The following is a 24,135-nucleotide window of genomic DNA, read 5'->3' on the forward strand; positions in this document are numbered from 1 at the left end:
CCGCCCGCCCGCCCCGTACCGGCTCCGGGGGCGGCCCGCAGCTCGCGGTCGATGGCCTCGCGGACCTTGCCGCGCAGCCGCAGCAGCGCGCCGCACATCTCCCGGTCGGCCATCGCCAGCTGCCGGCCGGCGGCGAACGCGCAGGCCAGGCTCACATCCGTGATCCCGAACTGGGGCAGGTGCAACACCCCCTGCGCGGCACAGCGCCAGGACGCACGCTCCCCCGCAGGGGAAGCCAGCGAGGGTGCGACGGGGATGAGCGGACCGCGGTACCAGGCGAACGTCGACCGCCCGGCCTCCGTGCGCATCGACACCGGCAGGTAGCCGGCGGCCAGCCGGGCAGCGACCTCGGTCTGCTCAGGCCCGGCCAGGCGCCGCGCGGCGGGCGGCACACGCAGCAGCAGACCGGCGCCGCCCTCACCTTGCTGGTCGACGAAGCGGCGGGTCAGCGAGGCGAAACCCGCAGACAGGCTCGGCAGGCACTCGAAAGTCCAGCAGTACAGCGACACCAGCCGCATCTTCGTGCTCTCGTCATCGCCGGAGGGCTGCGGTGGCGCGGTGTGGTCGGCATCAGGCAGATGGCCCATCCAGCCTTCGAGGGACACCAGATGTGCCACATAACGGCCGCCTGCCGCGGCAGGGATGCGGTTGCCCAGGACGACCGCGTAGTCCCCTACCTTGATCTCGTCCCGGCTCAGCGTCGCCTGCTGGAACTCCTCGTTGACCCGGCGCAGGTGTGTGAGGTACTCAAGTTCCGCTTTCGCTGGGGCGATGCGCCGGAAGCAGGCACGGGTGACGGCGATGGTGCGGCACACGCGCGCGGCCTCGTCGGCCGGGACGGGCTCGCCGGGGTCCAGGGCGGGAAGCAGCACCTCTTCGTCGTCGGGATGCCGCTGCTCGGGGTCCGACAGCTGGATCACGGTGCGCTGCTCGGTGTGCCCCATGCAGTCCGGGTCACCGACCACCTCTTTCTCGCCGAAGACCAGGACCGCCATCCACGGGGTCCGCGTGCCGCCGTCGGAGCGGAACTGCTTGCCTTCGCGCTCCCACGGCAGGGTCGGGCGGGTGAGGGTGATGTGCGGCAGCACATGCCCGTAGGCCCCTGTCTCCCCTGCGGGGGGGTAGGCGCCGTGCACCCACTCAGGCTCCACCGCGAAGCGGGGCGCCCGCACCTCGATCTCCTGCCGCACCTCACGGCCCGGCCCGGGGAGGTAGTCGTTGAGCGGGTCGACATCCGTGCCGGTGGCCGCCTGGCAGGCGGTGAGGGTGTAGGTCCCCGCCGCCAGCGTGGGCACCAGATCGTCGATGAACGCCACGTTCAGGTCCGGGGCCGGGGGCGCGGCGTACTCGGGGTGGATCATCCAAGGCTCCCGGACGTCAGGGCGGGAATCTGCTCATCGATCAAGGGCGACGGAGGCGGGGCGGCGAGAGCAAAGGCCACGGGGGCGCCCGTGAGCCGGACGGTGACAGGCAGCAGGACCGGCTGCGGTTCGGCGATATCCAGCACAGCCAGTTCTTTGGCCCCTTCCCGCGCCACGAACAGCCGCGTGCTGTCCGGCGAGACGGCCAGCACGGTCGGCCGCGGCCCGACCCACACCGGGTCGGCGGTTTCCGACACGTCCTTGTCGGTTACCTCGAACACCGACACGGTGCCCGGGACGGAATTGGCCACACACAGGCGTTTCCCATCCGGGGTGGCGGCGAGAGCTCGTGGCTCGGTGCCGGTCCGCACAGCGCGGAGGGACGCCAGCTGTTTTTTCAAGGGGACCGCGGTGACGGTGCTGCACCCGTCGTTGATCGCGTACAGCCACCGCCCGGCAGGGTCTGCGGCGAGCACGGTAGGGCCGGGCCCGGCGTCAAGGTACCTCTGGTCGCTGTGCACATTGTTGGCGTCGAATACCCTCACGTTGCCCCTCACAGTCTTGAAAGGCAGGCTGACGTACACATGCGAGCTCCGAGGCGACGCCGCCATCCCGCCCGGAGCAAAGCCAGCGAGGCCCACCGAACTGAGGGTGCATTGCTTCAGGTGAATGATGAAGAGCTGATCGGACTCCTCGAAGACCACTCCGGCCCGCATGCCGTCAGCGAAAAGTGCAGCTGCCAGCAGCGGCTTCTGGGTAAGGTAAAACCGCTTATCACCTTCGAGCAAGGCACGGACAGCTTTGGGTGGATTACCCGCGATGTCGAAGATCTGCAAGCGGTAATCCTTGCTGTGTTTATCCATTCTGCCCGCTGTGCAGGCTCGCGTCCCGTCCTTGCTGGCCACGAGGAACGGCCGCTCCTCACCGGTGTCCGAGGCTGCGTGGACGGTGAGGCTGTACGGGTCGATGGGGGTGATCCTGCTTCCGCTCACCGCATATAGGCGCGGGCCTGTGACGGTGGGCTGCTTCGGGCCGACGGTGCGGTGTGGGACCGTGGGGTCTCCGGCCACCAGCGGGTCGTGCGGGTGCAGCCGGTCGTTGGTGCGGGGGCTGACCTCCAGGTACTCCATCGCGGTGAACAGGCGGTCCCTGGCCCATACGACCGCGTCGCCGGTCAGGTCCGGGGCCGTGATGCCCGGCGCGTTCTCCTCCGCCGGCGCGCCACCGCTGCTCACGGACGGAGCGAAGGGCAGCGCTCCGTCCGGTTCGAGGTCGTCGTGCGACAGAGTCCCCGCCTTGATCTCGCCGGGGGAGCCGCCCTGCTGCGGCAGCGGGCGGCGCAGGTCGATGCCGACGAGCTGGTTGCCGACCCACTGGTCGCTGTCCGCGGTCAGCTTGCCCTCGTAGGGGGACCACAGCGCTGCCGGCAGGTACGTCTCCGTCAACGGCAGTCGGCCGGCGTCCTCGCTCACCCACCCGCTCAGGTCCTGCACGGCATCCTCGTCATCGAGCAGGGTGAGGACGAGTTCGCAGGACAGGTTCTTGCCCTTGCCCCGGCGGGGCCGCACATTGACCGTGCTGCCCTGGAAGGCGGTGTGGGTGCCGTCGGGCTTGCCCAGCTTCAGCTGTGTGAGGGGCACGGCAGTGCGCGCAGCGAAGGAGAAGGCGTCCGGTCCGACCACCCAAGGCTTCGCCCCACCCGGCCCCGCCGAAGGGACCAGGCCTTCCAGGGCCAGCAGGCGCACCGCGTTGGCCCGGTCGGGCAGCTGCCGCAGGACCTCCGCCCAGTCGGCCGCCTGGTCGGCCTGCGGGCGGCCCTGGCCGAAAGCGATCGTGAACCGGACGAACGACAGGTGCACGGTGACCGTGCCAGCCGTCGGCGGGCCCCACAGGCGCAGCGTGGCGCCCACCTCGACGCGGATCGTGGTGCGTACCAGCCACAGGTTGAGCACGTAGCGGATGCCGATGCTGATGCCGACATCGGCGTCGAACCGGAAGGGGGCCCACTCGATGAGCAGGTCGGCGTGCGCGGTCAGCCAGGCGTGCAGGCTGCCCGAGCGGTAGTTCACCGCCAGCGCCCCGCCGGCCATGACCGCCCCCGGGGTCAAGGCGAGATAGACCCCGCCCTCGATCGTCAACCCGGTGGTGACCGGCCAGACCAGGCCCAGCCGGGGCACCTGCGGATAGTTCCACGCGGGCGCGTACTTCGGGTGGTAGCCGCCCAGGGTGAGCACGAAGTCCCCGGCGTTGTCCCCCGTGGTCCACAGGTAGAACGCGAAGCCGCCGGTGAGCACGCAGTCCTCGTGCACCAGGTAAGAGCCGGTGCCCAGCTGCGCGGACACCTTCACCACGCCTTCGCCGGCCCGGTACCGCGCCGACAGCCCCAGCCGGACCCGCGCGTACGGCTTGACCCCCGGCACTGCGTTCTTGCGGGGGAAACTCGCCTCCGCGGTACCCAGCACCGCCAGCGCGAAGTCGCCGCCCACCTCCAGCACCACCAGCGCCTGGCACTGCAGGAACTCGAACAGCTCGAAACCGAGCCCTGCCGCGAACCACATCTGGCCCGCCGCCGGCCGCACCCACGAGCCCTTGCCGGGGCTCATCAGCTCCTTGAGCACCGCGAGCGGGTCGGAGTCCGGCGGGAAGTCGTCCGCGTCCTTCAGGAACGGGAAGTCCAGCACCTGATCACCTTCGGGCACGCGCACCGTGGTGTTGTAGCCGAACCCGGCCATGATCGCGCTGACGGCGAACGGCGGCGCCCCGAACTTGCCGCTGAGCTTGCCGAAGACGAACATCGACGGCTCGGGCAGATCCGTGCTCTTGGCATAGGCGCCGAGGGCGATCAGCCCGTAACGCTGCAGAGCGACGACGAGAGCACCCTTGATCAGTACCTCGTAGTCCTCGTCCGGCCGGTTGACCAGCGCCCCCGCGATGACCAGCGGCGGCCGGGAATACCCGGCGGCCAGCCCGTCCAGGCGGAACCGCACATCCGTCGGATCGCTCGGCGGCACCCCCACCCCCAGGCCATCCACCGCCAGCAGCAACCCCGCCATGCCCAGCGACGCCTCGAACAGCACCCACACCACACCCCCGGCGTAGGCCACCCCGATCCGGCTCAGCTGCAAAGGGCCGACCTGCCGCTCCACCGAGACCCACGCCACCAGCGGCGCCCCACCCCCGGAATCCGCCGTGTGCGGACCGGTGAGCCGCCGAGGCCTGCGCGCAGCGCGGACCGCCACCGTGGTCGCGGCCTGCTGCCCCGGCAGCAAAACATCGACGGAGAAACCCACACCGGCGGGCACCCCTTCGGCCGGCAGCAGGGCCAGCGAGGCGTCTGCCGCCGCCAGCGCCCGGTTCAGCACCGCCGTGCGCTCCGCGGTGAGCTCCTTGGAGCCGATCAGCACACTCAGACCCCGCGCACCCGCATCCAAACCGGCGGGGATCTTCCCCTTCAGCAACGGCACACCGGACAAGGACGCGTTCAGCCCAAGGCTGACCCGCACCGCCCAGTCACGCTCACGACTGCCGGGCCGACGGGCAGACACCACCACCAGTGACCCGGCGTCCTCCTTGCCGCCAGCGGCAAGCACGAACGACTTCCGCACCGAGGAATAGGCGATCGTGGCCGCATTGACAGTACCCAGGGCACCCAGGTCGGCCAAGACCTCATCTTCTACGCCGAGTAGCATCGCCAGATCCGCCAGCGTCACACCCGCAGAGTCGCTCCAAGTGGCGACGAACTCCGCATGCTCCGCCCTGCCGATGGTGAAGGCCAGTTCCCGGTCGGTCCCCGGGCCCTGGGGCAAACGGAGCGTCAATGTGCCTGTATATGTCTGGGTATACCCGGGAGGCGTGGACCGCTGGGCCATGCCGACACAGATACTCAACCGGGCTGTGGCGCCACCGCTCAGCGGGAGCGCTCCCGCCGCTTTCAGGTTGAATTCCTTGGTCTCGAAGGAGAAAGCAACCTGGAGACGCTCGACGATGACATCCCGAAGCACCGGCGGGCCATCGATCCCGAACGCGGTGAACAGAGCAACCGGATCATCATTCAGGGCATCGCTCATGGGCTCCTGCAAACCGTGCGGTGTCACGGCACTCAACGTCACACTCCCTGTGTTCAACGCGATCAGCGGCAACAAGGACGGCCACACAGGCCAGGGCCACATGCAACCAGGGCCGTCAGCCGCGCACCGAGCCCCGCACCGGTCGAGCCGATGACACAGGTTGATTCCACCCAGGCTTAGCCGGCCTGTCAATCGGATACCGCCATCTGTCGCACAAATTCACACCTGCGAGTATCCGCTGGGCCCCGGTCGCGGAATCCCGCGAAACCAAAGAATCCGGGCAGGGCAGCCCTGCGGTATCGCCGTAATCGCCCGGCACGGCCCGGAACGCGCATAGGTCACAGGAATTTCCGTCACTGCCATCTGAGGGGCGACGGCGTCCAGCATGCCCTGCTCAGGGTCTCGCACCTCCACAACCTTATGGTCACCGGCCGAGAGGAAGGCGGTCAGCGAGTCGGGCCCGCGCCAGTTCCGTCTCCTGTGAAGACTGGGAGTGCCTGCACGCCGCTGCCCTCGGTTCCCCACGACAAGGACAGGGACCACCGGCCCTGCATGGACTTCGAGAAGTGGCCGTCCAGCCACATCTCGGCCCCCTCCCCCCCGACGGGAAAGCCGACCAAAGCATTCAATGAAAAACCATAAATCGTCTCCTTCCCGCTCTTCAGTCTCGTGCAGGTGAACTGGAGAACCGACCGGACCTTTATTCCACTCAGATCGAGCACGGGAGCCACAATCAGCTTCACGTGCTGCCGGCCAGGGCTGGTCGTCACTTCAACGACCAGTTTGTCGATCTGTACGTCCGACAGATCGGCCGGGAAATCGCCGCCAAAGCCCTTCGTCCAGTCGACGACAGCATCGAGCGAAATTCCTTGCGCGGTCCCCCGCTCGCTGTATCTCCGTTCCTTGTCGGCGCGGTCAACGACGTCGAGGGAGATTTCCGTCCCGCCGATGACGATTCTCCTCATCGGCTGGTCGTCGTTGACCGCGGCTTCTCCCGCGCGGCCGACTTCCGATCCTGCCTGCCACACCATGGGCATCGCGAGCTGCGTGTCGATCTGAGCACCGGCCGGCGGCGGCGGAGCGGGGTAGTAGATCCACGCATTCGGCGTCCACGGCCAGCAGGCATGCCGCCCGGCGGCCGTCTGCTGCACTCTCAACATTCCGCGCACCGCGTCGGATACGGTCGGAGGTGCCGCAAGAGGTGCGTTGAACAGATCAATAATGACGAATGCCTGATGGCGGACATGGAATTCCCGTGCACTCAGCGGCGGAGCGATTACCGTCCACCGACTGCCGTACTCGAACCCATCTCCCGGGTCGTCCCTTCTTGCTTCGGGAACGGGTCCGAGGAAGATGTTGGCAGGTAGCCAGCAAAGAATTTCGACGAGACGGTCGAAATGAGGTGGTTCAGGCGCATTCGGGTTGGGGTCGTGCGTATAAGTAGGCCATGCAGTGGCAAGATTCCTGAAATTCTGTTCCTCCGCCGAGGTCCAGGTCAGATTCGGCAGGTACGCTTGCAGGTTGGCGCCGATGGTCTCCACTAGTTCGTCCGTGATACTTTTGCTGTTATCAATGACCCAATCCCAGAAGAATTTGAACTTGCTCCAGGGGATGACGTGGTGACGGCTCATCTGCGGCGGATTTTGTTGAGGTGGCCAGTTGGGGATACCTGCGGCCGGCGGGAGGGGGGGATTCGCCGGGGTGATGGCGTGGGGGCGATCCGTGGGAAGTGTGAGTTTGAACGGCGGCATGGCATTCTCATTCCTGTGCAATCTCGAGCCTATCCAGCCCGTACGGCAGGCGAAATCGATCTCCGGGGCAACGTCAAGGCCAGTACTGAGGCGGCATGACACCACTTCGTCAACACGCTATGTTCGCTGGCACCGCATGGCAGGGACTGCGCACTGCACGTCACCGGGCAGGTCCACCAAAAACCCCGGAAAGAGTGAGTCCTTACCACCAGTGGCACGCCATCGCTCGACCAGCTGGAAGGCGAGCCTCTCAGCCGGCCACGCGTGCGGGCGGCTGGAGTACGTCGGCTCCGCCCTGCTCGTGATGGATCGGGTGACCCGGGACAACAGTGGCGCGGCCACGGCCTGGATGCCGCCCTCGTGGTGGAGGCCGTTCACCGTCTCCTGCCCGGCTGCCGGGCGGTCGCATGTTCACCGGGCGTCACGCCGGGCACGCGCACGTCGACGATGCCGCCGGTGTCCGCGCCATTGGTGCGTTTCTCCTTCTTGGTCACCGTGCGATGGCCGACACGCAGGTGCGGGCCGGCCACGCCGACCAGCCGCGTGCGGACGACACCTTCCAGCAGCGTCGCGGTCAGGCGCTCCTCTTCACCGCGCCCAGGCGCACAACGGAGCCGTCCAGCGCCGACAGGGTGAGAGTGTCCCCCCGTTATCTTCTTCGCGGTCCTGCAAGAGGGCCGCTGGCCCCCGGGCCCGGCATGACTGTTGCCCCCTGTCGAAGGGAGTGCCGTCCGCCGTTCCACCGCTGGCACCAGTCGAAGGCGGTGGGATCTCGGCCAAATCGTGGAACGGAAGGGTGCCTTGCACGGTAGTCATCAGCCGCGAGGCCGTCGCCCTGGTAGCGTCGTCAGCCGAGCGGCAACACGCGGCAACCGTCCGCAGAACCTCCGTCTACCCGGGTGAGGGCGGCGTCAGACTCGATGCTCGCCACGTTCGGCCGCCGTGAGGGAAGCCGCTTCCGCAGTGCACACCTCCACGACCGGGCCGGTCAGCCGCCCGACGGCCCAGGAGACCCGCAGCCCGGCGTCCAGCAAGTCACCGCGGGTGGCCACCAGCCGGGCCTCGCCTCGCGGGCAGCGGACCGCCGCCTCGCCCGGCGTGACCACGGTCAGCCGCCCGGCGCGGGAAGTGATCAACCCGGAGCGCTCGCCCAGCGTGGTTAGCGCCCGCAGGTGCTCGGGCTTCACAACCACTGGCCGCCAAGCCTCCGCCGCGTTCGCGCGCTCTACAGTCACACTGTTCCCGTCCCAACGGTCCATCGCATCGAGTCAGTGCCCGTGGCGCGTACTCACCGACGCCCCCTCCGCCGACCCCCGATTCCGGCCCGGGAGGCACTACGACGATCGGCGGGGCACGGCGGCGGGTTCGAGGTGAATCCCGCCGACCGGACCCGGCCTATCCTCTCCCGGCCGACACCGAGTCACCGGCTCGCCGCTGGCCGACCTCCTGCCCGGGTCTCCCCATCTCGGCGTCATCGGCCTCCCGGCGTACGGCATCGACCAGCGCTCGGTACCTCTTCGCCCCGACACCGAGCCGCTTGCGCAGCGTCTCCGCGGAGATCGGCCGCTGATGCTCCCGCCGATGACGAGCGTCTTCCACCCGGGCCCGTTCCAGAAGATCACCGTTCAGAGACGGGAGCCGTCGCTGCCGAGCGCGAGGACCGCCCATCACCCTCCGCTGCTGACCAGCAGGCGACGCAGGCGGGCCGGCCGGTCCTTCGCTCGCAGCAGCTTTCGGACCTGCGCTCCTGAAGTCCGGCCCGCCACCGCGCAGGGGCTGAGGCGCCGCTGGCTCAGACAGCGACACCGGCCTCGTCGCCGAAGCGACAGGAGGTTCCGCTGGAGGCTGGTGAACCGGCCGCGGGTCGGTCTCCTGGAACTCCCCGACACCACGCCCCCGAAGTCGGTTTTCCTCGCGGGCATCGTCTCCGGCGGCCTGGTCAACTGCGCGGCGAGGAACGAGCAGTTCGACAGAGAGCAGGAGGGCGACCGGAGGCCAGCCAGCGACCAGGACGGAGCGCCAGTCGAGTGTCGGCGCGGCGGCGATGTTGGCGGCGAGCGAGACGGCGATGCCCAGCAGGAAGGCCAGCCACATCGCTCCCCGCGTCCGGCGGGCCGGATGTCGGCTCGGGCTGAGCAGCCCCATCGTGGCGAGCAGCAGCAGGCCATCCACCGACAGCGGCCACAACGTCGCGCTGGTCTCGTCCGCGCCACCCTGGAGAGCGAAGTCCCGCTGGTGCACATACGAGGCATACGCGGCCACCGCCGCCACCACCGCCGCGCAACCACGCCGCACCCATGCGTCCGCGCCCGATTCCGCGGCTGAACGGGGGACGGCACGGTACGCGGGCCCTTCCACAGGCTGTGAATCCCGCGCTCGGCGCTCCTCGGCGGACATACCGTCACGCATCGGGCCCCCCGGATCCCCTGCGGCGGCGCGGCAGGGTCATCGTCGCGGAAACGACCAGCTCACGGGGCGTTCCGATGTCGTGCATGCTGTCGGAATCCCGTTGGCGACTCCGACCCGCGAAGCGGGCCTCGCAGCCCACCAACTGGGCAGCGCAGGCCGACTTCTCCGGCCGTTCACCCACCAGCGTCCTGCGCTCGAACACGGACGGGATGCCCAGGTCGAGTACCGGCGCCCGCCCGACTGTCGGGCTCTGCTGCGGCGAAGAGGGAGCGGCCATCATCGCCCGCCTTTGGCGACAAAAGGCTCAAAGCGCCCCTCGATAACCAGGCGGCCCGCGAGAACGTGCTGGTCAGCGGTGCGACCATCTGTGTGGTGCCCTGCCGGGGGCACCATCCTGCGCAGCCTGGAGGTATCGGCACCTTCCGGGCACAGTGGTCCGATGTCGTTGGCCGGAACAGCCGTGCGTACCGCCGTCCTCTTGCCCCCTCCCCTCGTCAGCCTGAGTGCTTGCCTTTCGCGGATCTCACCCATCCCCCCCACAGCAAACCGTGTCTGCCTGCTCAGCGCGTGGGCGTAGTGGTCGTGTCGGTCCGCCGGAAGACTCCCCCGGCCCCGCCAGGGCCGCAGAGTCCCTCTCCGCGGAAGGGGCACTGGCAGCGTTGCGCGAAACGCTCCAGCCCCTGATCGCGCAGATCGCGGCCATCGGCGACCAGCTCACCCCCGGCAACCGCAGGACAACGCGAGACACGCCCGGCTTGAGATCCGCGGTCCGGATGCAGGGTGCGCGCCGCATGCGCGCACCGAGCACGATGAACCATGAACAGTCAGGCCCAGCAGGTGTGCCGCATTCCCATCACCTCCTGCAGCAGAGGCGACCCGGCCGCTAAGCGCGCCCGTCAGGCCGAGGTCTCAAGAGAGGGAACGCGACGGCCGAGGTCCGATGGCCAATACGGCCGCCAGGACATGCAGGGACACGAGGAGTTTCGTCATGGTCAGTGGTCCGCGGCCGCTGGGACGGCGCGGCGTTCGGCCGGTGACCTTCGAGGCCGGAAGACGTCCGGCCTTGGACGTGCCGGTCAGCGTGTCGCCGTCGAGCGTGACCGCGAAGGCCAGGTTGAGTCGTAGGGGCTTGGTGACGGCCTGCTTCCAGGCGAGCCGGTCACCCTCCAGGGTGATGTCGCTGAGCGCGACGCTCTCTGCAGCCCCGCGGGCTGTCCCGGCCAGGACACCGTCCTGCCGGGCGAATTCGACCACGGCTTCGATCGTGCCGATCGGGGTGGAGATGGACAGGTCCCAGACGCCTTCTGCGGCCACGGTGTTGTTCTTCCTTGCGAGTGTGGTGTGGTGGGTGGTGCGCGGCATGCGGGGTCACAGGCCGACGGGTGCGGGGCCCTGGTGGCACCAGACGGTGCCGCGGCGCTCATGGGCGAAGAGTTCTTCGACGGCGTGGGCGATCTGGGGGCCCACCATGCGCTCCAGCAGGTACAGGCCCAGGTCGAGGCCGGAGGTGACACCGGCCCCGGTGATGAGGTCACCGTCATCGACGATGCGAGCCTTGACCGCGTGGACGCCGGTGGCGTCGAGCATGTCCAGGCCCAGGTGGTGGGTGGTGGCGTAGCGGCCCTCCAGCAGGCCGGCCATGGCCAGGACGAGCGAGCCGCCGCACACCGCGCTGAGCGTCACCTCGGGGTTGTCCATCGCCGCCTTCAGCAGCGCGGGGAGCTCGGTCGTCAGGGTGCGGCCCAGCAGGACCGGGATGAGTTCGTCCTGTCGCCATTCCCCCGCCCCCGCGTTGTGGTCGGGGACCTCGCCCGGTTCTCCCACGCGGCCCGAGGCGCCGGGGACCAGGATCAAGCCCGCGCGTGCGGCATCCAGGGCGGCAGTGGCGCGCAGGACCAGGCCCCCGGTACCGCTGACCACCTCACGCGGCCCCTCGGCAGACACCAGTTCCACGCTCACGGCGCCGCCGGAAGCGGTGCCCCCGGCGTACAGCACTTCATAGGGGGCGATGACATCGAGCGGATCGAAGCCGTCGAACAGGATGATCTGGGCATGCATGGAGAAGTTCCTTCGCGGGTGGGTCGTCATCCGGCCCGTGCCGGGGGTCGCTCCCGACGCTAACCGGCCGCCGCCCCACCCCACAGTGGCATTAATGACACTCTCCAACGGGATAGCGCCACGAAGGTCGGCAAGGGCCCTGAACTGCCAGAACCACAGAAATGGCGGCACCGAGACCAGGAACGGAAGCCGACGCAGCGCGCCGGCGGGGCGTCCGGCGGTGGCGGCCCGGCAGGCGAGCCGGCCGAGGTTGTTGGCGATGATGGCGGTGTCGTCGCAGGCGCGGGCCGGGCGCAGGGCGAGGAGGTGGTAGCGCTGGGCGGAGCCGGGGAGATCGCCGTCGAAGGCGGCCCAGCCCGCGAGCTGGGCCAGGCTGGGTGAAGCCGAGGCCATCGCGCAGGCGTTTCCTGTAGGTGATGGCGAGGGAGCCAACCTCGCCGACGAGGCCGAGCAGGGGCACCACGACGGGATCCACTCCCTGGCGCGGGCTCCTGGAGGGTCTTGACCACGGCTGGTAGCGGCTGAGGTCCACACCGTTCGCCGACTACGAGGAACGCTTTCCCACGGCGGGGCCGCTGCTGACGAAGAACGCCAGCCTCGACTTGGCGGCGGCCCGTCCTGCGGCCGGAGACGTGGGGGTCCAAGCCTGCTGTAGCCAAGGGCTGGAGGGGCGCCGTCTCGAAATCGCCGTGCAGGCGCAGCAGTACATAGTTGTACCCGACCAGGCAGTCGGTGTACGGCAGGGCGTGGGACAGCAAGCGGGCGAAAACGTCGCAGGCCGCCCGGACGTCCACCTTGTCGAGGTCGAGCCAGCCGAAAGCCGTTTGCACCAGGCGACGGGATCGGCTCCCGTCTCCACGGCCGCCCTCGGTGGTCCCCCCTCGCATCGACCGACCGGACCTGGAGTGGACACTGTCCCGCCTGGTCGTCGAACCGGTCACCGATCCCATCGCCTGCCATGCCGCCGCTCTCCTGGCCGACGTCGGCCTGCGCGGCCACAAGTACGCCATCGACGCCATGCTCAGCGTCACCGCACTGGCTGCCCCGGCACCCTTCACCGTTCTCACCTCGGATCCCGAGGACCTCGCCGCGCTGTGCGGCGGACACGTCACCGTCATCAAGACCTGACGACCGCTATCACGGGGATGCACCTGGAGAAAGGGAAACACTGGAGCCCCCGGACCGCGCTGTATCCGGCATGGTTTCAGATGTAGAACTTGAATTGAGGCAGCGGGGTCCGATCTGGCGGGATCTCCCGCATGATCTCTCCGACCAGTCCTGAGAACTTGATCGTGATAGGCAGGAGTCCGCCCAAAGCTGCCGAGTTCCAGTTGAGCTTGGTGAGGGCCAGTACTTCCTTCAGCAGCACGTCACGGGACGAGTCCTGGCCGATGTGATCAGCCACCTGAAGGGGGGCCGGAACGTGCATACCATGGAACTCTCTCAGCGCGGATATGTAACCCGTGGTGTAGAGGTAATCCAGTTCTCCCAAGCTGAAGCGGGTTCCACGCAGAGGCGGATACTTGGAGGTCGTGATGAGTCGTACCCGGCTTTGCGCCTCAAGAGCCATCAGGTCGTAGCGTCGCACCCGGACCTCGATCGCAGAGCGGAATCCGTCGCGCTCGTCCGGCCAGTAGCGAGAAGTCTTGTGGACCACGATCCGGGCCGGGGTCTGCTTCATCACCGACTCGTACTGGTCAAGAACCAGAGCCATCAGCTTGTGGGCGCCTTCAGCCGTCAGGTGAGGTGAACGGCTTCCAGTCTTGTTCGGGTCCCACTCGAATTCGTGGCCGCGTAGAACCAGTCCTTCCCCGCGTTCGTCGAACGCTTGCACCAGGCTGGTCTGGATCGTGGCTTGCGCGGTGCCGAGCGGGCGGTAGAACCCGATTCCTACGTAACAGGTGCCAGGGGTAAGGCCGTACGGACTCCAGGGATAGCCGCCTGCTTTGCAGTACATCGCGGTGAAGAAGTTCCATGCTATGCGGGAGGACGGTGTCCTGTCCCGGCCGTCCAGTGTGGGTGCTCGGACGATCTGTGTGGGGAGGCGGAACTTCATGGCGCTCGCTTTGAGTGCGCGGCGCAGATCGCGGTGGATGGCTCCGGTCTCTTGGGTTGTGTAGTCGGCGGTTCCGCAGCGGGCGACGATCTCGTCGGAAAGCGCAATCACGACGTAGTCGGGGGTGCTGTCGCGTTCCGCGAGGTACCGCAGCTTCGTCTCGAACAGGGTCACGGCGGCGTGGAAGCGCTCCTGCTGTGATTTGATCTCCAGCACCTTGCGCAGCTCCGCCTGGCCGAGTTCCTCGTCCCACACATCGTCGAATTCCAGCGAGGAAAAGAATCCCCGGTCGGGCATCCAGCCGGGAAATTCAGGGTTGTTCTCATCTCCTGTCACACCCTCGGCCCGGCTGTTCATCCAGGCGCGTGCCGACTCGACGAGCTCTGGGGTACCGATGAGCCCGACTCGCAGCCGTGTGGGGTGGCGGCCCGAGGCTGTCCAGGATCGTGGGCCGTAGCGTGCGATGCCGGCCTTGGGGTCAATATGCAGGCCGTCGTCGGCGAAGCGGAGCAGGGGTTCCGGGAAATGGGTGCTCGTGATGAGGGAGGGCGGCCCGGCGAGTGATGTGCGGGGTGGGGACGGGCGTGGCTTCATCATACGATCACCCCTGCGTAGCCGACTTCTTCGTCCTGCTCGTGGTCCAGCTCATCGTCCTCGCTCAGGCTCTCTGCCTCGGCCCAGGTGAAGAGGTCGTCCACGTATTCGACGTTCTTGAAGGGCATGTCGTGCTCAGGAGGAATACCCGGCCAGTGCACCTGCCCGCTACTCAGGGATGTCGAGATGACCAGGCTCTGTCCGTCATCGAAAGGGAAGGCGATTCGCGGACTACTCTTTCCCAGGAAGTCCCGCCAGAACTGCACCTCACCGAGAAGGTCGTGGTTAAACAGCCTGGACTTTTTCCGGGTGACCTGTCGCCCGACGTACTTGGCGTCGATGGACTCGAAGCCATCGGAAGTTACTCGCAGTTCAGGTCTGATGCTCAGACACCACTGACTGTTGCCTATGAGAAAGAAGCGCAGGGAGACAGCACGATGGAGCCAGTAGTTGCGTGCTTCTCCGGTGGCCTTCTTCTTGGGCTGCCAGACCACGCTCCGCTTCGCCTTGCTGGCGTTCAACGGCCGGTACACCACCGTCCGCTCAACGCCCTCTTCCTCGGGTTCGAAGTAGTAGCGGTGATGGTCCCGATCGAGCCGCAGGCCGAGACGCCCCGTGAGCTTGTTCAGTGAGCGGTTGAGCAGCGCCACGTACCACCGAAGCTTGTCGGGATCACCCCACCACTCCTGGGAGTCGAACCGCTCGGCTGCGGAACGATCCACGAATGCAGCAAAAGGGCCGCTGTCGTCCCGCAGGTTCTGGAATGCCCACAGCCACCCTTCCCGCAGGATGAACGGCGTCATCACCCCGGTGGACATGCCCTCCGGTCTGACATCACTTTCCCGATCCACTAGGCAGGGCGCCCCGTAGATGTGGCGTGGCATCTGCGTGACCGGCAAGACATTGCTGTACACGGTGTTGCTGACCATGGGCGGCAGTTCCGCCTCGACGTTGGGGCGTCCGCCGAGTCTGCGCTCCACCCGCTTCTCGTGACCCTCTTTCATGGCGAGGAGTCGTTCCACCGTGTACTTGGCCACCGCTCCGTCGGAATCGATCAGCTGGTGATGCTGATTGCAGAGCAAGATCAGGTTCTCGTACCGGTTGCGCTGTTCGGCCGTCAACGGCGAGTCGCCTCGGGGACCGTTCGGGCTCTCCGCGACGATGTGCGCCATCTCGCCGAGCACCACGACGGGTTCTTCCGGCGTACCTTCCGCCGTGAGGAGCAGCCCGCACCCCGGAAACGCACAGATGTTGCCCGAACGCTGACTCAGCTTTCGCTGCTGCGAAACAGGTACCGCCATAAACGCCACCTCCAGGTTCAGCATCCTACGAGCAACCACCGACAAAGGGCCCCGTCCGCACGTCAGCCGCAGGCGCCTGCTGTGTGCCCTGAGCCCATCGCCCTGCTCGAGGCCGAGCACCGGGTTATTCCAGCGGCACCGTTCCCACCGGGGTGATCCCCCGCATGACTTGGCCGGTTCCGCACCATGGCTCACCATTTCGGCACCCTGTCAGCGATGGGCCCCAACCGAGCGCGCCGGAAGCACAGCACGGGCACATGCCCTCAGAGCATCCGAACGAGAGGCACCGGGACACGCCCGCCAGCCCCCGCTCGCCCTGACACACGCGGGAGCCCCCCCCCGGGGGGCACTATCCTGCGCAGCCCCGACGCTCGTTACCTTGCGTGCAGCCGTCGACATCTCACGGAGCAGTTGTCTGAACGCCTGCCTGCCCGACCCTTCCCATCGCGAGCCCGAGGTCTTACCCGCCTCCGTTCATCACCATTCACCCCACGGCGAACCGTGTCTGCCCGCTCATGGCGTGAGCGTTGTAGTGGCCGTGTCGGCCCTGCGATTGAAACGCGTATGCGGTGGCACCATGGGAAGGGAAGAACGGAGGTGCGGTTGATGCCGGGTTGGGCGGGAGCGCTCAGTCGAGTGTCCGGCCCGACAGAAACGACGGACTCCTTTACTCAGCCGAGTAGGCTTGACCGTAACCTCGAAGAACGGCCTGGAGCATGCCGCTCAGACACGCTTGTGCTGGGGGTCAAGGGGTCGTGGGTTCAAATCCCGCCGTCCCGACGGTGTTCTTGCAGGTCAGAGCCCGTCTCCACTTGTGGAGGCGGGTTTCTTGCGTCCGATATGCCGGTTTCTTAATGTGAGAACTTGTGAGAGACCCCAGAACGCATACAACACCGCAGGCTCACGGGGTTACCGGACACGTTTCACTTGATACGTGTGCAGAGAGAACCGGGTGATCACCGGATTGAGCGGCGCCCGCAGGCAGTGGTGTGCGCGCCAGGAACACAGCGGCTGGTCAGTCCAGCTCGGCGACCCGCGGCGCGCCGGAAGGGGTGGGACCGTGACAACCGCCGAGCAACGTCTGAACCGGACTCGAACGCGAGCGGCCGGCCCGGCAGTCATCAGCTTCGAGCCGTGACTACGCAGGCGAGAACGGTGTCAGGCACTCGTCAGTTCGAGAGCCACCTGGCCCGGCGTACCGGGGCGAAGGCGCGTGAGAGCTGGCGCCACTTGTCGATCACAAATCGGCTTGGGCTTCCGAGCAAGCCGCCACATCCGTGACTCCGTAGCGTGAGCCGCGCGGCTCCCGTGTGGCGGGTACGCACCGTCTTCGCATGGTCCTACCGCACCCTGCCGCCCCCGGCCGCCCGCCTGTTCCGCCGGCTCGGGCTGCGCCCCGGACCGGACTTCTCCGCACCGGCCGCCGCCGCCCTGGCCGGTGAGCCGCCCGCCCGGGTCCGCGGCCTGCTGGACCTGCTGGCCGGGGCCCACCTGATCGAGCAGACCGACCCGGAGCGCTACCAGTTCCACGACCTGCTGCGCGCGTACGCCACCGCCCAGGCCCACCAGGACGAAACCGGCGAGGACCGGCAGGCCGCCCTCACCCGGCTGACCCGGTCGTACCTGCGCACCGCCGACGCCACCCGCGCCGCCGCGTGGCAACTGCCCACCACCTTGCACGGCCTGCACATCGCACGCGGTTCCTTCGACGACCGGATCACCATAGCCCGCACCGGCCTTCACGCCACGACCCGCCTCGATGACCCGCGCGCCCAGGCCCTCATGCACGACACCCGCGCCACCGCGTAAGGAATGTTGCGACAAGCGTTAGAACCCAAGAACTGACTGGGGGGCATTCTTCAGAGACTGGGCGACACCGGCCTCTGATGGGAATCCGCGAAAATGGCTTTGACCGCAGTTGCGTGAATGTCATGGCTGGGTGAGGATCCGGGTCCGCAGAAGGCGGAATGAGGCCCGGCCATACATGGCTCTTTTGAGCGTTTTGACCCTATTGACGTGTCCTTCGACCACACCCGAAGTCCATCCACGGTGAGGCCAGCGGTGACGACTTCGAGGGGGTGTGTCAACTTAACGGCTGATTTTGGTTGTTGAGTGGTCAGTTGGTGTTCGGGTCAGACGGCCCTCGAAGGCGATCTGGAAGGCGTTCAGCGGCGCCTTCCAACGCATGGTCCACCGCTTGCGGCCCTTCCCGGTTGGGTCCAGGCTCATCAGCGCCATGTAGACGCTCTTGAGAGCCGCCGTCTCGTTCGGGAAGTGCCCGCGGGCCCGGACGGCCTTGCGTATGCGGGCGTTGACGCTCTCGATCGCATTCGTCGAGCAGATGACCTTGTGGATCTCCACATCGAAGGCCAGGAACGGCACGAACTCAGCCCGTGAGTCGGACCACAGCTTCACGATCGCGGGGTACTTCTTCCCCCAGGCCTCCCGGAACTCCGGGAAGCGCTCGGTGGCCGCGTCCTCGCCGGGTGCGGTGTAGACGGGCCTGAGCGCCTTGGCGACCTTGTCCCAGTCCTGGCGGGCCGCGTAACGGAAGCTGTTGCGCAGGAGGTGAACGACACAGGCCCGAACAACTGTACGGGGCCAGACGGTCTCCACCGCCTCGGGCAGGCCCTTCAGCCCGTCGCAGACCAGCATCAGCACATCGTCCAGGCCGCGGTTCTCCAGCTCGGTGAACACCTGCAGCCAGTACTTCGCGCCCTCGCCGCCGTCGCCGGCCCAGATGCCGAGGATGTCGCGGTGGCCCTCCACAGTCACCGCCATGACCACGTAGAGCGGCCGGTTGGCGACCTGCCCGTCCCTGATCTTGACGTTGACGGCGTCCACGAACAGGACCGGGCAGACGCGGTCCAGCGGCCGGTTCTGCCATTCGGCCATGCCGTCCATCACTTTGTCCGTGATCGTGGTGATGGTCTGCCTGGACACCTCCGCGCCGTACACCTCGGCCAGGTGCGCGGAGATCTCCCCGTGCGTGAGCCCTTTCGCGGACAGCGACAGCACCATCTCATCCACGCCCGTCAGGCGACGCTGCCGCTTCTTGACGATCTGCGGCTCGAAGCTGCCGGCGGTGTCACGGGGCACCTTCACCTCGACCGGCCCGACATCGGTCAGCACGGTCTTCACACGCGTGCCGTTGCGGCTGTTGCCGCTGCCCCGGCCCGTCACGTCGTGCTTCTCGTAACCGACATGGTCGGTGATCTCGCCCTCCAGGGCGGACTCCAGCACCCGCTTGGTCAGCATCTGCAACAGCCCGCCCTCACCGGTCAGCTGCAGACCCTCGCTCCAAGCCCGGTCCACCAGCATCGCGACGAGCTGCTCGTCCGAGGCAGCCGACGGCATCGCACCACCGGCCGGCTCCTCCACGGACTCGTGCCCGGTCGTCGTCTCGCTCACTTGACGTCTCTCCTTGATCAGCAGATCCGCCGTTGATTAGACACTCCCGACAGAGTCGCTCCGTGCCCGGTCTTCGCGGTCACTCCTCACCGAGAAGGATCAAGAAGTCATCGGCCAGATACCCCCATGCACCGGGCCGCAGCTGCATTGTGCTGGCAGCAGAGTTGCTGTCGGGGAGGAACGTTGTTGAATAACGACGCGCCGCCGATATCGTGGCCGGGCAGTATGACGGCCGAGCGGCGAGTACTTGATCATCAGCTCAAGCTGCACCGATGGGCTAGGAGCGAACCGGATCGCCGGTTCGCGGATGTGTTCAACTTGGTCTGTGACCGGGCCACGCTCGCGGTGGCCTGGGAGCGGGTTGCTGGCAATCGAGGTGCCAGGACAGCAGGGGTGGACGGGGTTACCCGGTATCACATCGAGGAACGTCACGGAGTGATTCCCTTCCTTGAGGAGCTTCGCTCTTCGCTGAAGGACGGGACGTTCACGGCGCTGCCGGTCAAGCAGGCGGTGATTCCCAAGAAGAACGGCAGGGTCCGTTATCTGGGTATCCCGACCCTGCACGACCGCGTCGCGCAGATGGCTCTCAAGCTGATCCTGGAGCCGATTTTCGAGGTCGATTTCTACCCATCCAGTTATGGGTACCGGCCTGGGCGTCGGGCTCAGGATGCCATTGCCGAGACCCACCATCTCACCAGCAAGCCGTCGAACTACGAGTGGGTCATCGAGGGCGACATCAAGGCTTGCTTCGACACCGTCGATCACCACGTCCTGATGGACCTGGTGGCCGAGCGCATCAAGGATCGTAAGGTTCTGCGGCTGGTCAGCGCGTTTCTGCGGGCCGGTATTGTCGAGCTGCATGGTGGATTCGCGGACTCCCTCACCGGGACTCCGCAAGGAGGAGTTGTCTCCCCGCAGCTGGCCAACATCTATCTCTCAGTCCTGGACCGGCACTTTTCGCGGATCTGGGACAGCAAGATGAGCCCGGCCTGGCGTCGGCAACATCGACGCCGGAAAGAGCTGCCGAACTTCCGATTCGTGCGTTATGCCGACGACTTCGTGGTGCTTGTGCGCGGCGCGAAGGAGGAAGCGGAGGTACTGAAGACGGAGATCGGAAAACTGTTGGCGAGCAGGCTGAGGATGACTCTCTCAGATGAGAAGACCCGCATCACACACATCGACGACGGGTTTATCTTCCTGGGTTTCCACATCCAGCGCAAGCACTGGGGAGGCGGCCGTCGGGTTGTGCTCACCATCCCATCCAAGCAGGCTCTGGCCTCGGTAATGCACAAGATCAAGAAACTGACGGAGCGAGGTATAACCTCACTCTCGTTGGAGGATGTGCTTCGGGCGGTCAACCCAGTCCTTCGGGGCTGGGCGGCCTACTTCCGCTACGGCGCCTCAAAGAGGACGTTCGCATGCCTTGGCTGGTACGCGTGGCGGAGGATGAATCTGTGGATTCGTCGGAAGCATCCTCGTATGACCTGGAAACAGATGCGACGCCGTTACTTCGCGGCAGACGGCATCGCAGAGGGCGGAATCGTCCTCTACAACCCGGCGAAGATGCGGGTCGAGCGTTATCGCTTCCGCGGAGCGCAGATCAGCACGCCATACAACATCGACGAGGTTGATCCACGCGGGGCACGTTTCCGGCGGACCAGCCATGACGATGTGGCCTTCATCGGTCAGGTCAGTGAATACCTCGCGTGACCCGTCGGATCGCGTGGAGAGCCGGATGCTCGGCCAACGGCACGTCCGGTTCGGCGAGCGGGGATGGAAAAACCGGCGCCGGAAACGGCGCACGGCGTCCCGTCCCCGACTCGACTCATCAAGGAAGGTACGACATCGGCCGGGGTGCAGCGGCAGTACTCCGGCACCGCGGGCCGCACGGAGAATCTCCCAGAGCGGGTACCCCCAGCCAGATCGGTGTCTTCGCCGCCTCCACCTCCCCCAAGGGCCGGACGCTGGTAGACCGGGAGCTGTACCTGCCGAAGTCCTGGACCCAGGACCAGAACCGCTGTGCCATGGCGAAGGCCGTGGTGATGCGGGCCCTGCCTCGCCCCTGCCGATCGCCTGAGTGACCGCGGATTCCACCTACGGCCAGGAGTGGCGCTTCCGCAGCATGCTGGAGGAAGCCGGCGTCGGCGGCCGGGCCAGTGACCGATGCGGACGGCGACCCACACGAACGAGGCCCTCCGAGACGGAGTGACAACCCAAGGTTGACAGCAGGGGGCTGACAACCTAAGGTTGACATCATGACGCAGATTACTCCGCCGGTCAGGCTCGACGAGCTGATCACGGCGATCACCGCAAACCACACCCACGCCCTCGACCAGCTGGCCGACGCGGTCCTGCTGGCCGACCACATCGGCGAGGTCGCCGACCATCTGATCGGTCACTTCGTCGACCAGGCCCGTCGTTCCGGCGCGTCCTGGACCGACATCGGCCGCAGCATGGGCGTCACCAGGCAGGCAGCTCAGAAGCGGTTCGTTGGCAAGCCCGAGGCCAAGCCGTCGAACGCTTTCGAGAAGTTCTCCCAGCCCGCACGCAGCGCCGTCATCGCCAGCATGAATGAGGCCAAGCAGGCCGGCAACGCCGAGATCGTCCCCGCGCATCTCGTCCTCGGCCTGCTCGGCACCGAGGGCACCGCAGCCGACGCCCTGCGAGCGCAGGGTGTCGACCTCGGCCGGGCTCGGGAGACGGTAGTGGCGGCCCTGCCGCCGCGCAGCGACAGCGATCCGCTGCTGATTCCGTACGACGCCCACGCGAAGAAGGCGCTCGAACTGGCGTCGCGGGTGGCCCTGCGGCTCGACGAGGACAGTGTCAGCACCGGCCATGTTCTGCTGGGATTGCTGGAGGAGGAGAACGGCGCCGCGGTGCTGTCCTCGCTGGGCGTCGACGCGGCGGCGGCCGAAAGCTTCGTCACGAACGCCGCCGAAGAATCACCCGCCAACGCGTAGCCGAACCGTCTGAATCCGCTCGCAGACGTCGGTGTGACCGCGGCGAGTTCCCGAAACGGAACGGGACCCCGGGGAGAGGCGGAGCCTGTCCAAGGTGACACCTCACCCGGAGGTCCTCGCGTCCCGCGTCTACACCCCTGACCTGCGTTCCGCGTCATTCACCGGCACAGAGTCACGAAGGTGCTGGTGTTCGTGCTGGTCAGCACAGGTGTGGCCGGCGCCACCAGCGAAGCCGAGTTCTTCACCCGCCTCACCGAACAGGGCATCCTCATCCGCCGACGCCACGCCCCGTTCGGTGATCTCCTCGGCTACACGGTCGCGCTGCCCGGCGACCGCAACCGTGACGGGCATCCGCTGTGGTTCTCCGGCGCCAAACTCGCCCCTGACCTATCCTGGCCCCGCGGCTGCCAACGACTCGGCACCCAATTGGACACCACCACAAGCGCCGCACCAGACGCACAAGGCACCGGCGGACCGGGAGCTGCGGTCATTGCCCGGCAGACCGCAGCCGAGTGGTCCCCGCGCGGGCGGGATGATCCGTCGACCATGCGGCGGGCAGTGGCCAGATCGTGCGGCGAGTTCGCGATGGGGGCGATACCTCCGGAGACGACGTCGATATCGATGTCGAGGCTCCGTTCCCGGCGCAGGACCCGTGGGCACAGCCGGTCCGTCTCTGCCGCACTCGCGCCGGACAAAGACCATTCCCTCGGGGATGCCGCCCTCGGGGATCGGGGCCTGTCTGCATGCAGTGGACCGGTGTCGGCGTCGCTTGAATCGTGACCCCTTCTGGGCGGTTGAAAGCTGACCCACCTTTGTCAGTTGATGTTGGTCATTCCCCGGTGTTGGCGGCGGGGACCCGTCCGAGGTCGCGGCCGCGCTCCTAACACAATGAGGCGATTTGCCACTGTGCGGTGAGGCAGCAGGCGAGTCTGAGGAAGGCTTCGTGGATGTCGGGCCAGCGTTCCCAGCGGATGCGCAGTCGTCGGAAGCCGTGCAGCCAGGCGAAGGTACGCTCTACTACCCATCGGTAACGGCCCAGGCGGAATCCGTGCGGAGTGCCACGGCGGGCGATGGCGGGCAGGAATGCGTCGGGCGCGGACCTGGTCGCGGTAGAGGTCGTGGTCGTAGCCGCGGTCGGCGAACAGCGACTCGGGCTTACGGCGGGGACGACCGACCCGGCCGCGGACCGGCGGAATGGCGTCGAGCAGCGGGATGAGCTGGGTGACGTCGTTGCGGTTGCCGCCGGTGAGGATGACGGCCAGAGGTGTGCCGTGCCCGTCGGTGATCAGGTGGTGCTTCGAGCCCGTCCGGCCCCGGTCGACCGACGACGGGCCCGTCTTCTCCCCCCTTTCAGCGCCCGCACGTGGCTGGCGTCGATCACACAGCGGGACCAGTCGAGCCTCGCGGCGGCGTTCAGCTCGGCCAGCAGGAGGTGGTGCAGGCGGTCCCACACGCCGGCCTCGTTCCAGTCCCGCAGCCGCCGCCAGCACGTCATGCCCGAGCCGAAGCCCAGTTCCTTGGGCAGGTACTCCCGCTGGATGCCCTGATGGAGCACGTAGAGGATGCCGCACAATACCTGCCGGTCAGGGACCGGCCTGCGGCCCGGGTAACGGAACCGCCGCTCCCGCCGCGGCAGCAACGGCTCGACCAGGTCCCACAACTCATCCGACACGATCCACGGCGCAGCACTCACACCAAGCGTTCGGAGGCCAGGGAATCCCAATCCGCGCGGCTGAGAGTGAGAGCTGGAGCGTCAACAGGCTGACCGCTTCTGCCGCCAGCCATCGGACGGCAATGGCTTCCTCCTCCTGGAGGCGTGGAGTCCACAGCTGGGTAATTCTGAGAAGTAGCTTGATCAGCTGCTTGGTCGCCAGAAACGGTTCGAGGAAGAAAACTTCTCCGCGCACGAACCAGAACGCGCGCTCAAAGTCGGGCTGCTGTCGGCAGACGGCTTTGACCCGTCGTTCCAACGTGATCGATTGCACGCCGTGAGAGCCAAGTTCGACGAGCGGCCCGACCGCGTCCGTCTCGCGACGTTCGAAGTCCGCGATGATCTGGGCGGAGATATCGAGACTTCGTCCCAGTGCTCGGATCCGGTCCGTTACTCCAGTGCGCGACTTCACGGCGGGCGGCACCCAGGCCACCGACGGCAGCGACTGCAGACCGG

14 protein-coding genes and 4 pseudogenes are annotated in these 24,135 nt (G+C 67.2%); 6 read left to right on the top strand and 12 right to left on the bottom strand.

Features of this window, described 5'->3' with window-relative positions:
- From ACSNOC_RS02520 to ACSNOC_RS02550, 7 genes and pseudogenes are all read right to left on the bottom strand, one after another.
- Positions 1-1,361, bottom strand: a pseudogene (locus ACSNOC_RS02520) (hypothetical protein); the annotation flags it as partial.
- Positions 1,358-5,428 (bottom strand): DUF6603 domain-containing protein, encoded by a 4,071-nt coding sequence (locus tag ACSNOC_RS02525; RefSeq protein ID WP_436745535.1) that lies wholly within the window; start codon positions 5,426-5,428, stop codon positions 1,358-1,360. The pseudogene ACSNOC_RS02520 and the gene ACSNOC_RS02525, both read right to left, overlap by 4 nt.
- Before the next feature lie 446 nt (positions 5,429-5,874).
- Positions 5,875-7,179 carry a hypothetical protein gene (locus ACSNOC_RS02530; protein ID WP_436745536.1) on the bottom strand — a complete coding sequence of 435 codons (1,305 nt, stop codon included), beginning with the start codon at positions 7,177-7,179 and terminating at the stop codon, positions 5,875-5,877.
- A gap of 911 nt (positions 7,180-8,090) precedes the next feature.
- Positions 8,091-8,372 (bottom strand): hypothetical protein, encoded by a 282-nt coding sequence (locus ACSNOC_RS02535; RefSeq protein WP_436745537.1) that lies wholly within the window; start codon positions 8,370-8,372, stop codon positions 8,091-8,093.
- Positions 8,373-8,574: 202 nt separating this feature from the next.
- The gene (locus ACSNOC_RS02540; protein WP_436745538.1) at positions 8,575-9,576 is read right to left on the bottom strand and encodes a DUF2637 domain-containing protein; all 1,002 of its coding nucleotides are present in this window, start codon (positions 9,574-9,576) and stop codon (positions 8,575-8,577) included.
- 921 nt (positions 9,577-10,497) lie between these two features.
- A complete protein-coding gene (locus ACSNOC_RS02545; RefSeq protein WP_436745539.1) occupies positions 10,498-10,950 on the bottom strand; it encodes a hypothetical protein in 453 nt (150 codons plus the stop codon).
- 6 nt (positions 10,951-10,956) lie between these two features.
- Positions 10,957-11,646, bottom strand: a complete 690-nt coding sequence (locus tag ACSNOC_RS02550) for a DJ-1/PfpI family protein (RefSeq protein ID WP_436745578.1) — start codon at positions 11,644-11,646, stop codon at positions 10,957-10,959.
- Positions 11,647-12,516: 870 nt separating this feature from the next.
- On the opposite strand from ACSNOC_RS02550, the pseudogene ACSNOC_RS02555 reads away from it, so the two are divergent.
- Positions 12,517-12,774 (top strand): annotated as a pseudogene (locus tag ACSNOC_RS02555) (type II toxin-antitoxin system VapC family toxin); the annotation flags it as partial.
- Between the two features lie 76 nt (positions 12,775-12,850).
- Here the strand turns inward: ACSNOC_RS02555 and ACSNOC_RS02560 are convergent.
- A complete protein-coding gene (locus tag ACSNOC_RS02560; RefSeq protein WP_436745540.1) occupies positions 12,851-14,299 on the bottom strand; it encodes an argonaute/piwi family protein in 1,449 nt (482 codons plus the stop codon).
- Positions 14,296-15,621 (bottom strand): hypothetical protein, encoded by a 1,326-nt coding sequence (locus ACSNOC_RS02565; protein WP_436745541.1) that lies wholly within the window; start codon positions 15,619-15,621, stop codon positions 14,296-14,298. The genes ACSNOC_RS02560 and ACSNOC_RS02565 overlap by 4 nt, the downstream gene beginning before the upstream one ends.
- Positions 15,622-16,887: 1,266 nt before the next feature.
- Between ACSNOC_RS02565 and ACSNOC_RS02570 the strand changes: the two genes are divergently transcribed.
- The gene (locus tag ACSNOC_RS02570; protein WP_436745542.1) at positions 16,888-17,406 is read left to right on the top strand and encodes a hypothetical protein; all 519 of its coding nucleotides are present in this window, start codon (positions 16,888-16,890) and stop codon (positions 17,404-17,406) included.
- Positions 17,407-17,685: 279 nt separating this feature from the next.
- Here the strand turns inward: ACSNOC_RS02570 and ACSNOC_RS02575 are convergent, their stop codons facing one another.
- Positions 17,686-18,954, bottom strand: coding sequence for an IS256 family transposase (locus ACSNOC_RS02575; RefSeq protein WP_436745579.1), 1,269 nt, complete (start codon positions 18,952-18,954; stop codon positions 17,686-17,688).
- Positions 18,955-19,194: 240 nt separating this feature from the next.
- Here ACSNOC_RS02575 and ltrA point away from each other — a divergent pair, with 240 nt between their 5' ends.
- The 4 genes and pseudogenes from ltrA (at position 19,195) to ACSNOC_RS02595 (ending at position 22,748) form a co-directional block, all read left to right on the top strand.
- Positions 19,195-20,718: a group II intron reverse transcriptase/maturase gene (ltrA, locus tag ACSNOC_RS02580; RefSeq protein ID WP_436745543.1), complete on the top strand. Its 1,524-nt coding sequence runs from the start codon at positions 19,195-19,197 to the stop codon at positions 20,716-20,718.
- Positions 20,719-20,814: 96 nt separating this feature from the next.
- Positions 20,815-21,038: pseudogene (locus ACSNOC_RS02585) on the top strand (transposase); the annotation flags it as partial.
- A gap of 225 nt (positions 21,039-21,263) precedes the next feature.
- Positions 21,264-21,968, top strand: coding sequence for a Clp protease N-terminal domain-containing protein (locus tag ACSNOC_RS02590; RefSeq protein ID WP_436745544.1), 705 nt, complete (start codon positions 21,264-21,266; stop codon positions 21,966-21,968).
- A gap of 180 nt (positions 21,969-22,148) precedes the next feature.
- A complete protein-coding gene (locus ACSNOC_RS02595) occupies positions 22,149-22,748 on the top strand; it encodes a hypothetical protein (protein ID WP_436745545.1) in 600 nt (199 codons plus the stop codon).
- 100 nt (positions 22,749-22,848) lie between these two features.
- On the opposite strand, the pseudogene ACSNOC_RS02600 reads toward ACSNOC_RS02595, so the two are convergent.
- Together ACSNOC_RS02600 and ACSNOC_RS02605 are read right to left on the bottom strand one after the other, a co-directional pair.
- Positions 22,849-23,643, bottom strand: a pseudogene (locus ACSNOC_RS02600) (IS5 family transposase).
- Positions 23,630-24,091 (bottom strand): hypothetical protein, encoded by a 462-nt coding sequence (locus tag ACSNOC_RS02605; protein ID WP_436745581.1) that lies wholly within the window; start codon positions 24,089-24,091, stop codon positions 23,630-23,632. The pseudogene ACSNOC_RS02600 and the gene ACSNOC_RS02605 overlap by 14 nt, the downstream one beginning before the upstream one ends.
- Positions 24,092-24,135: the final 44 nt, after the last annotated feature.

Source organism: Streptomyces sp. URMC 129, from assembly GCF_051386415.1.
Classification (GTDB): Bacteria; Actinomycetota; Actinomycetes; order Streptomycetales; family Streptomycetaceae; genus Streptomyces.

Bases quoted from the DNA above. Each gene is read 5' to 3' on its own strand.
- ACSNOC_RS02525 (WP_436745535.1), bottom strand. From the start codon at position 5,428: ATGAGCGATGCCCTGAATGATGATCCGGTTGCTCTGTTCACCGCGTTC.
- ACSNOC_RS02530 (WP_436745536.1), bottom strand. From the start codon at position 7,179: ATGCCGCCGTTCAAACTCACACTTCCCACGGATCGCCCCCACGCCATC.
- ACSNOC_RS02540 (WP_436745538.1), bottom strand. From the start codon at position 9,576: ATGTCCGCCGAGGAGCGCCGAGCGCGGGATTCACAGCCTGTGGAAGGG.
- ACSNOC_RS02545 (WP_436745539.1), bottom strand. From the start codon at position 10,950: ATGCCGCGCACCACCCACCACACCACACTCGCAAGGAAGAACAACACC.
- ACSNOC_RS02550 (WP_436745578.1), bottom strand. From the start codon at position 11,646: ATGCATGCCCAGATCATCCTGTTCGACGGCTTCGATCCGCTCGATGTC.
- ACSNOC_RS02560 (WP_436745540.1), bottom strand. From the start codon at position 14,299: ATGATGAAGCCACGCCCGTCCCCACCCCGCACATCACTCGCCGGGCCG.
- ACSNOC_RS02565 (WP_436745541.1), bottom strand. From the start codon at position 15,621: ATGCTGAACCTGGAGGTGGCGTTTATGGCGGTACCTGTTTCGCAGCAG.
- ACSNOC_RS02575 (WP_436745579.1), bottom strand. From the start codon at position 18,954: ATGCCGTCGGCTGCCTCGGACGAGCAGCTCGTCGCGATGCTGGTGGAC.
- ACSNOC_RS02590 (WP_436745544.1), top strand. From the start codon at position 21,264: ATGACGCAGATTACTCCGCCGGTCAGGCTCGACGAGCTGATCACGGCG.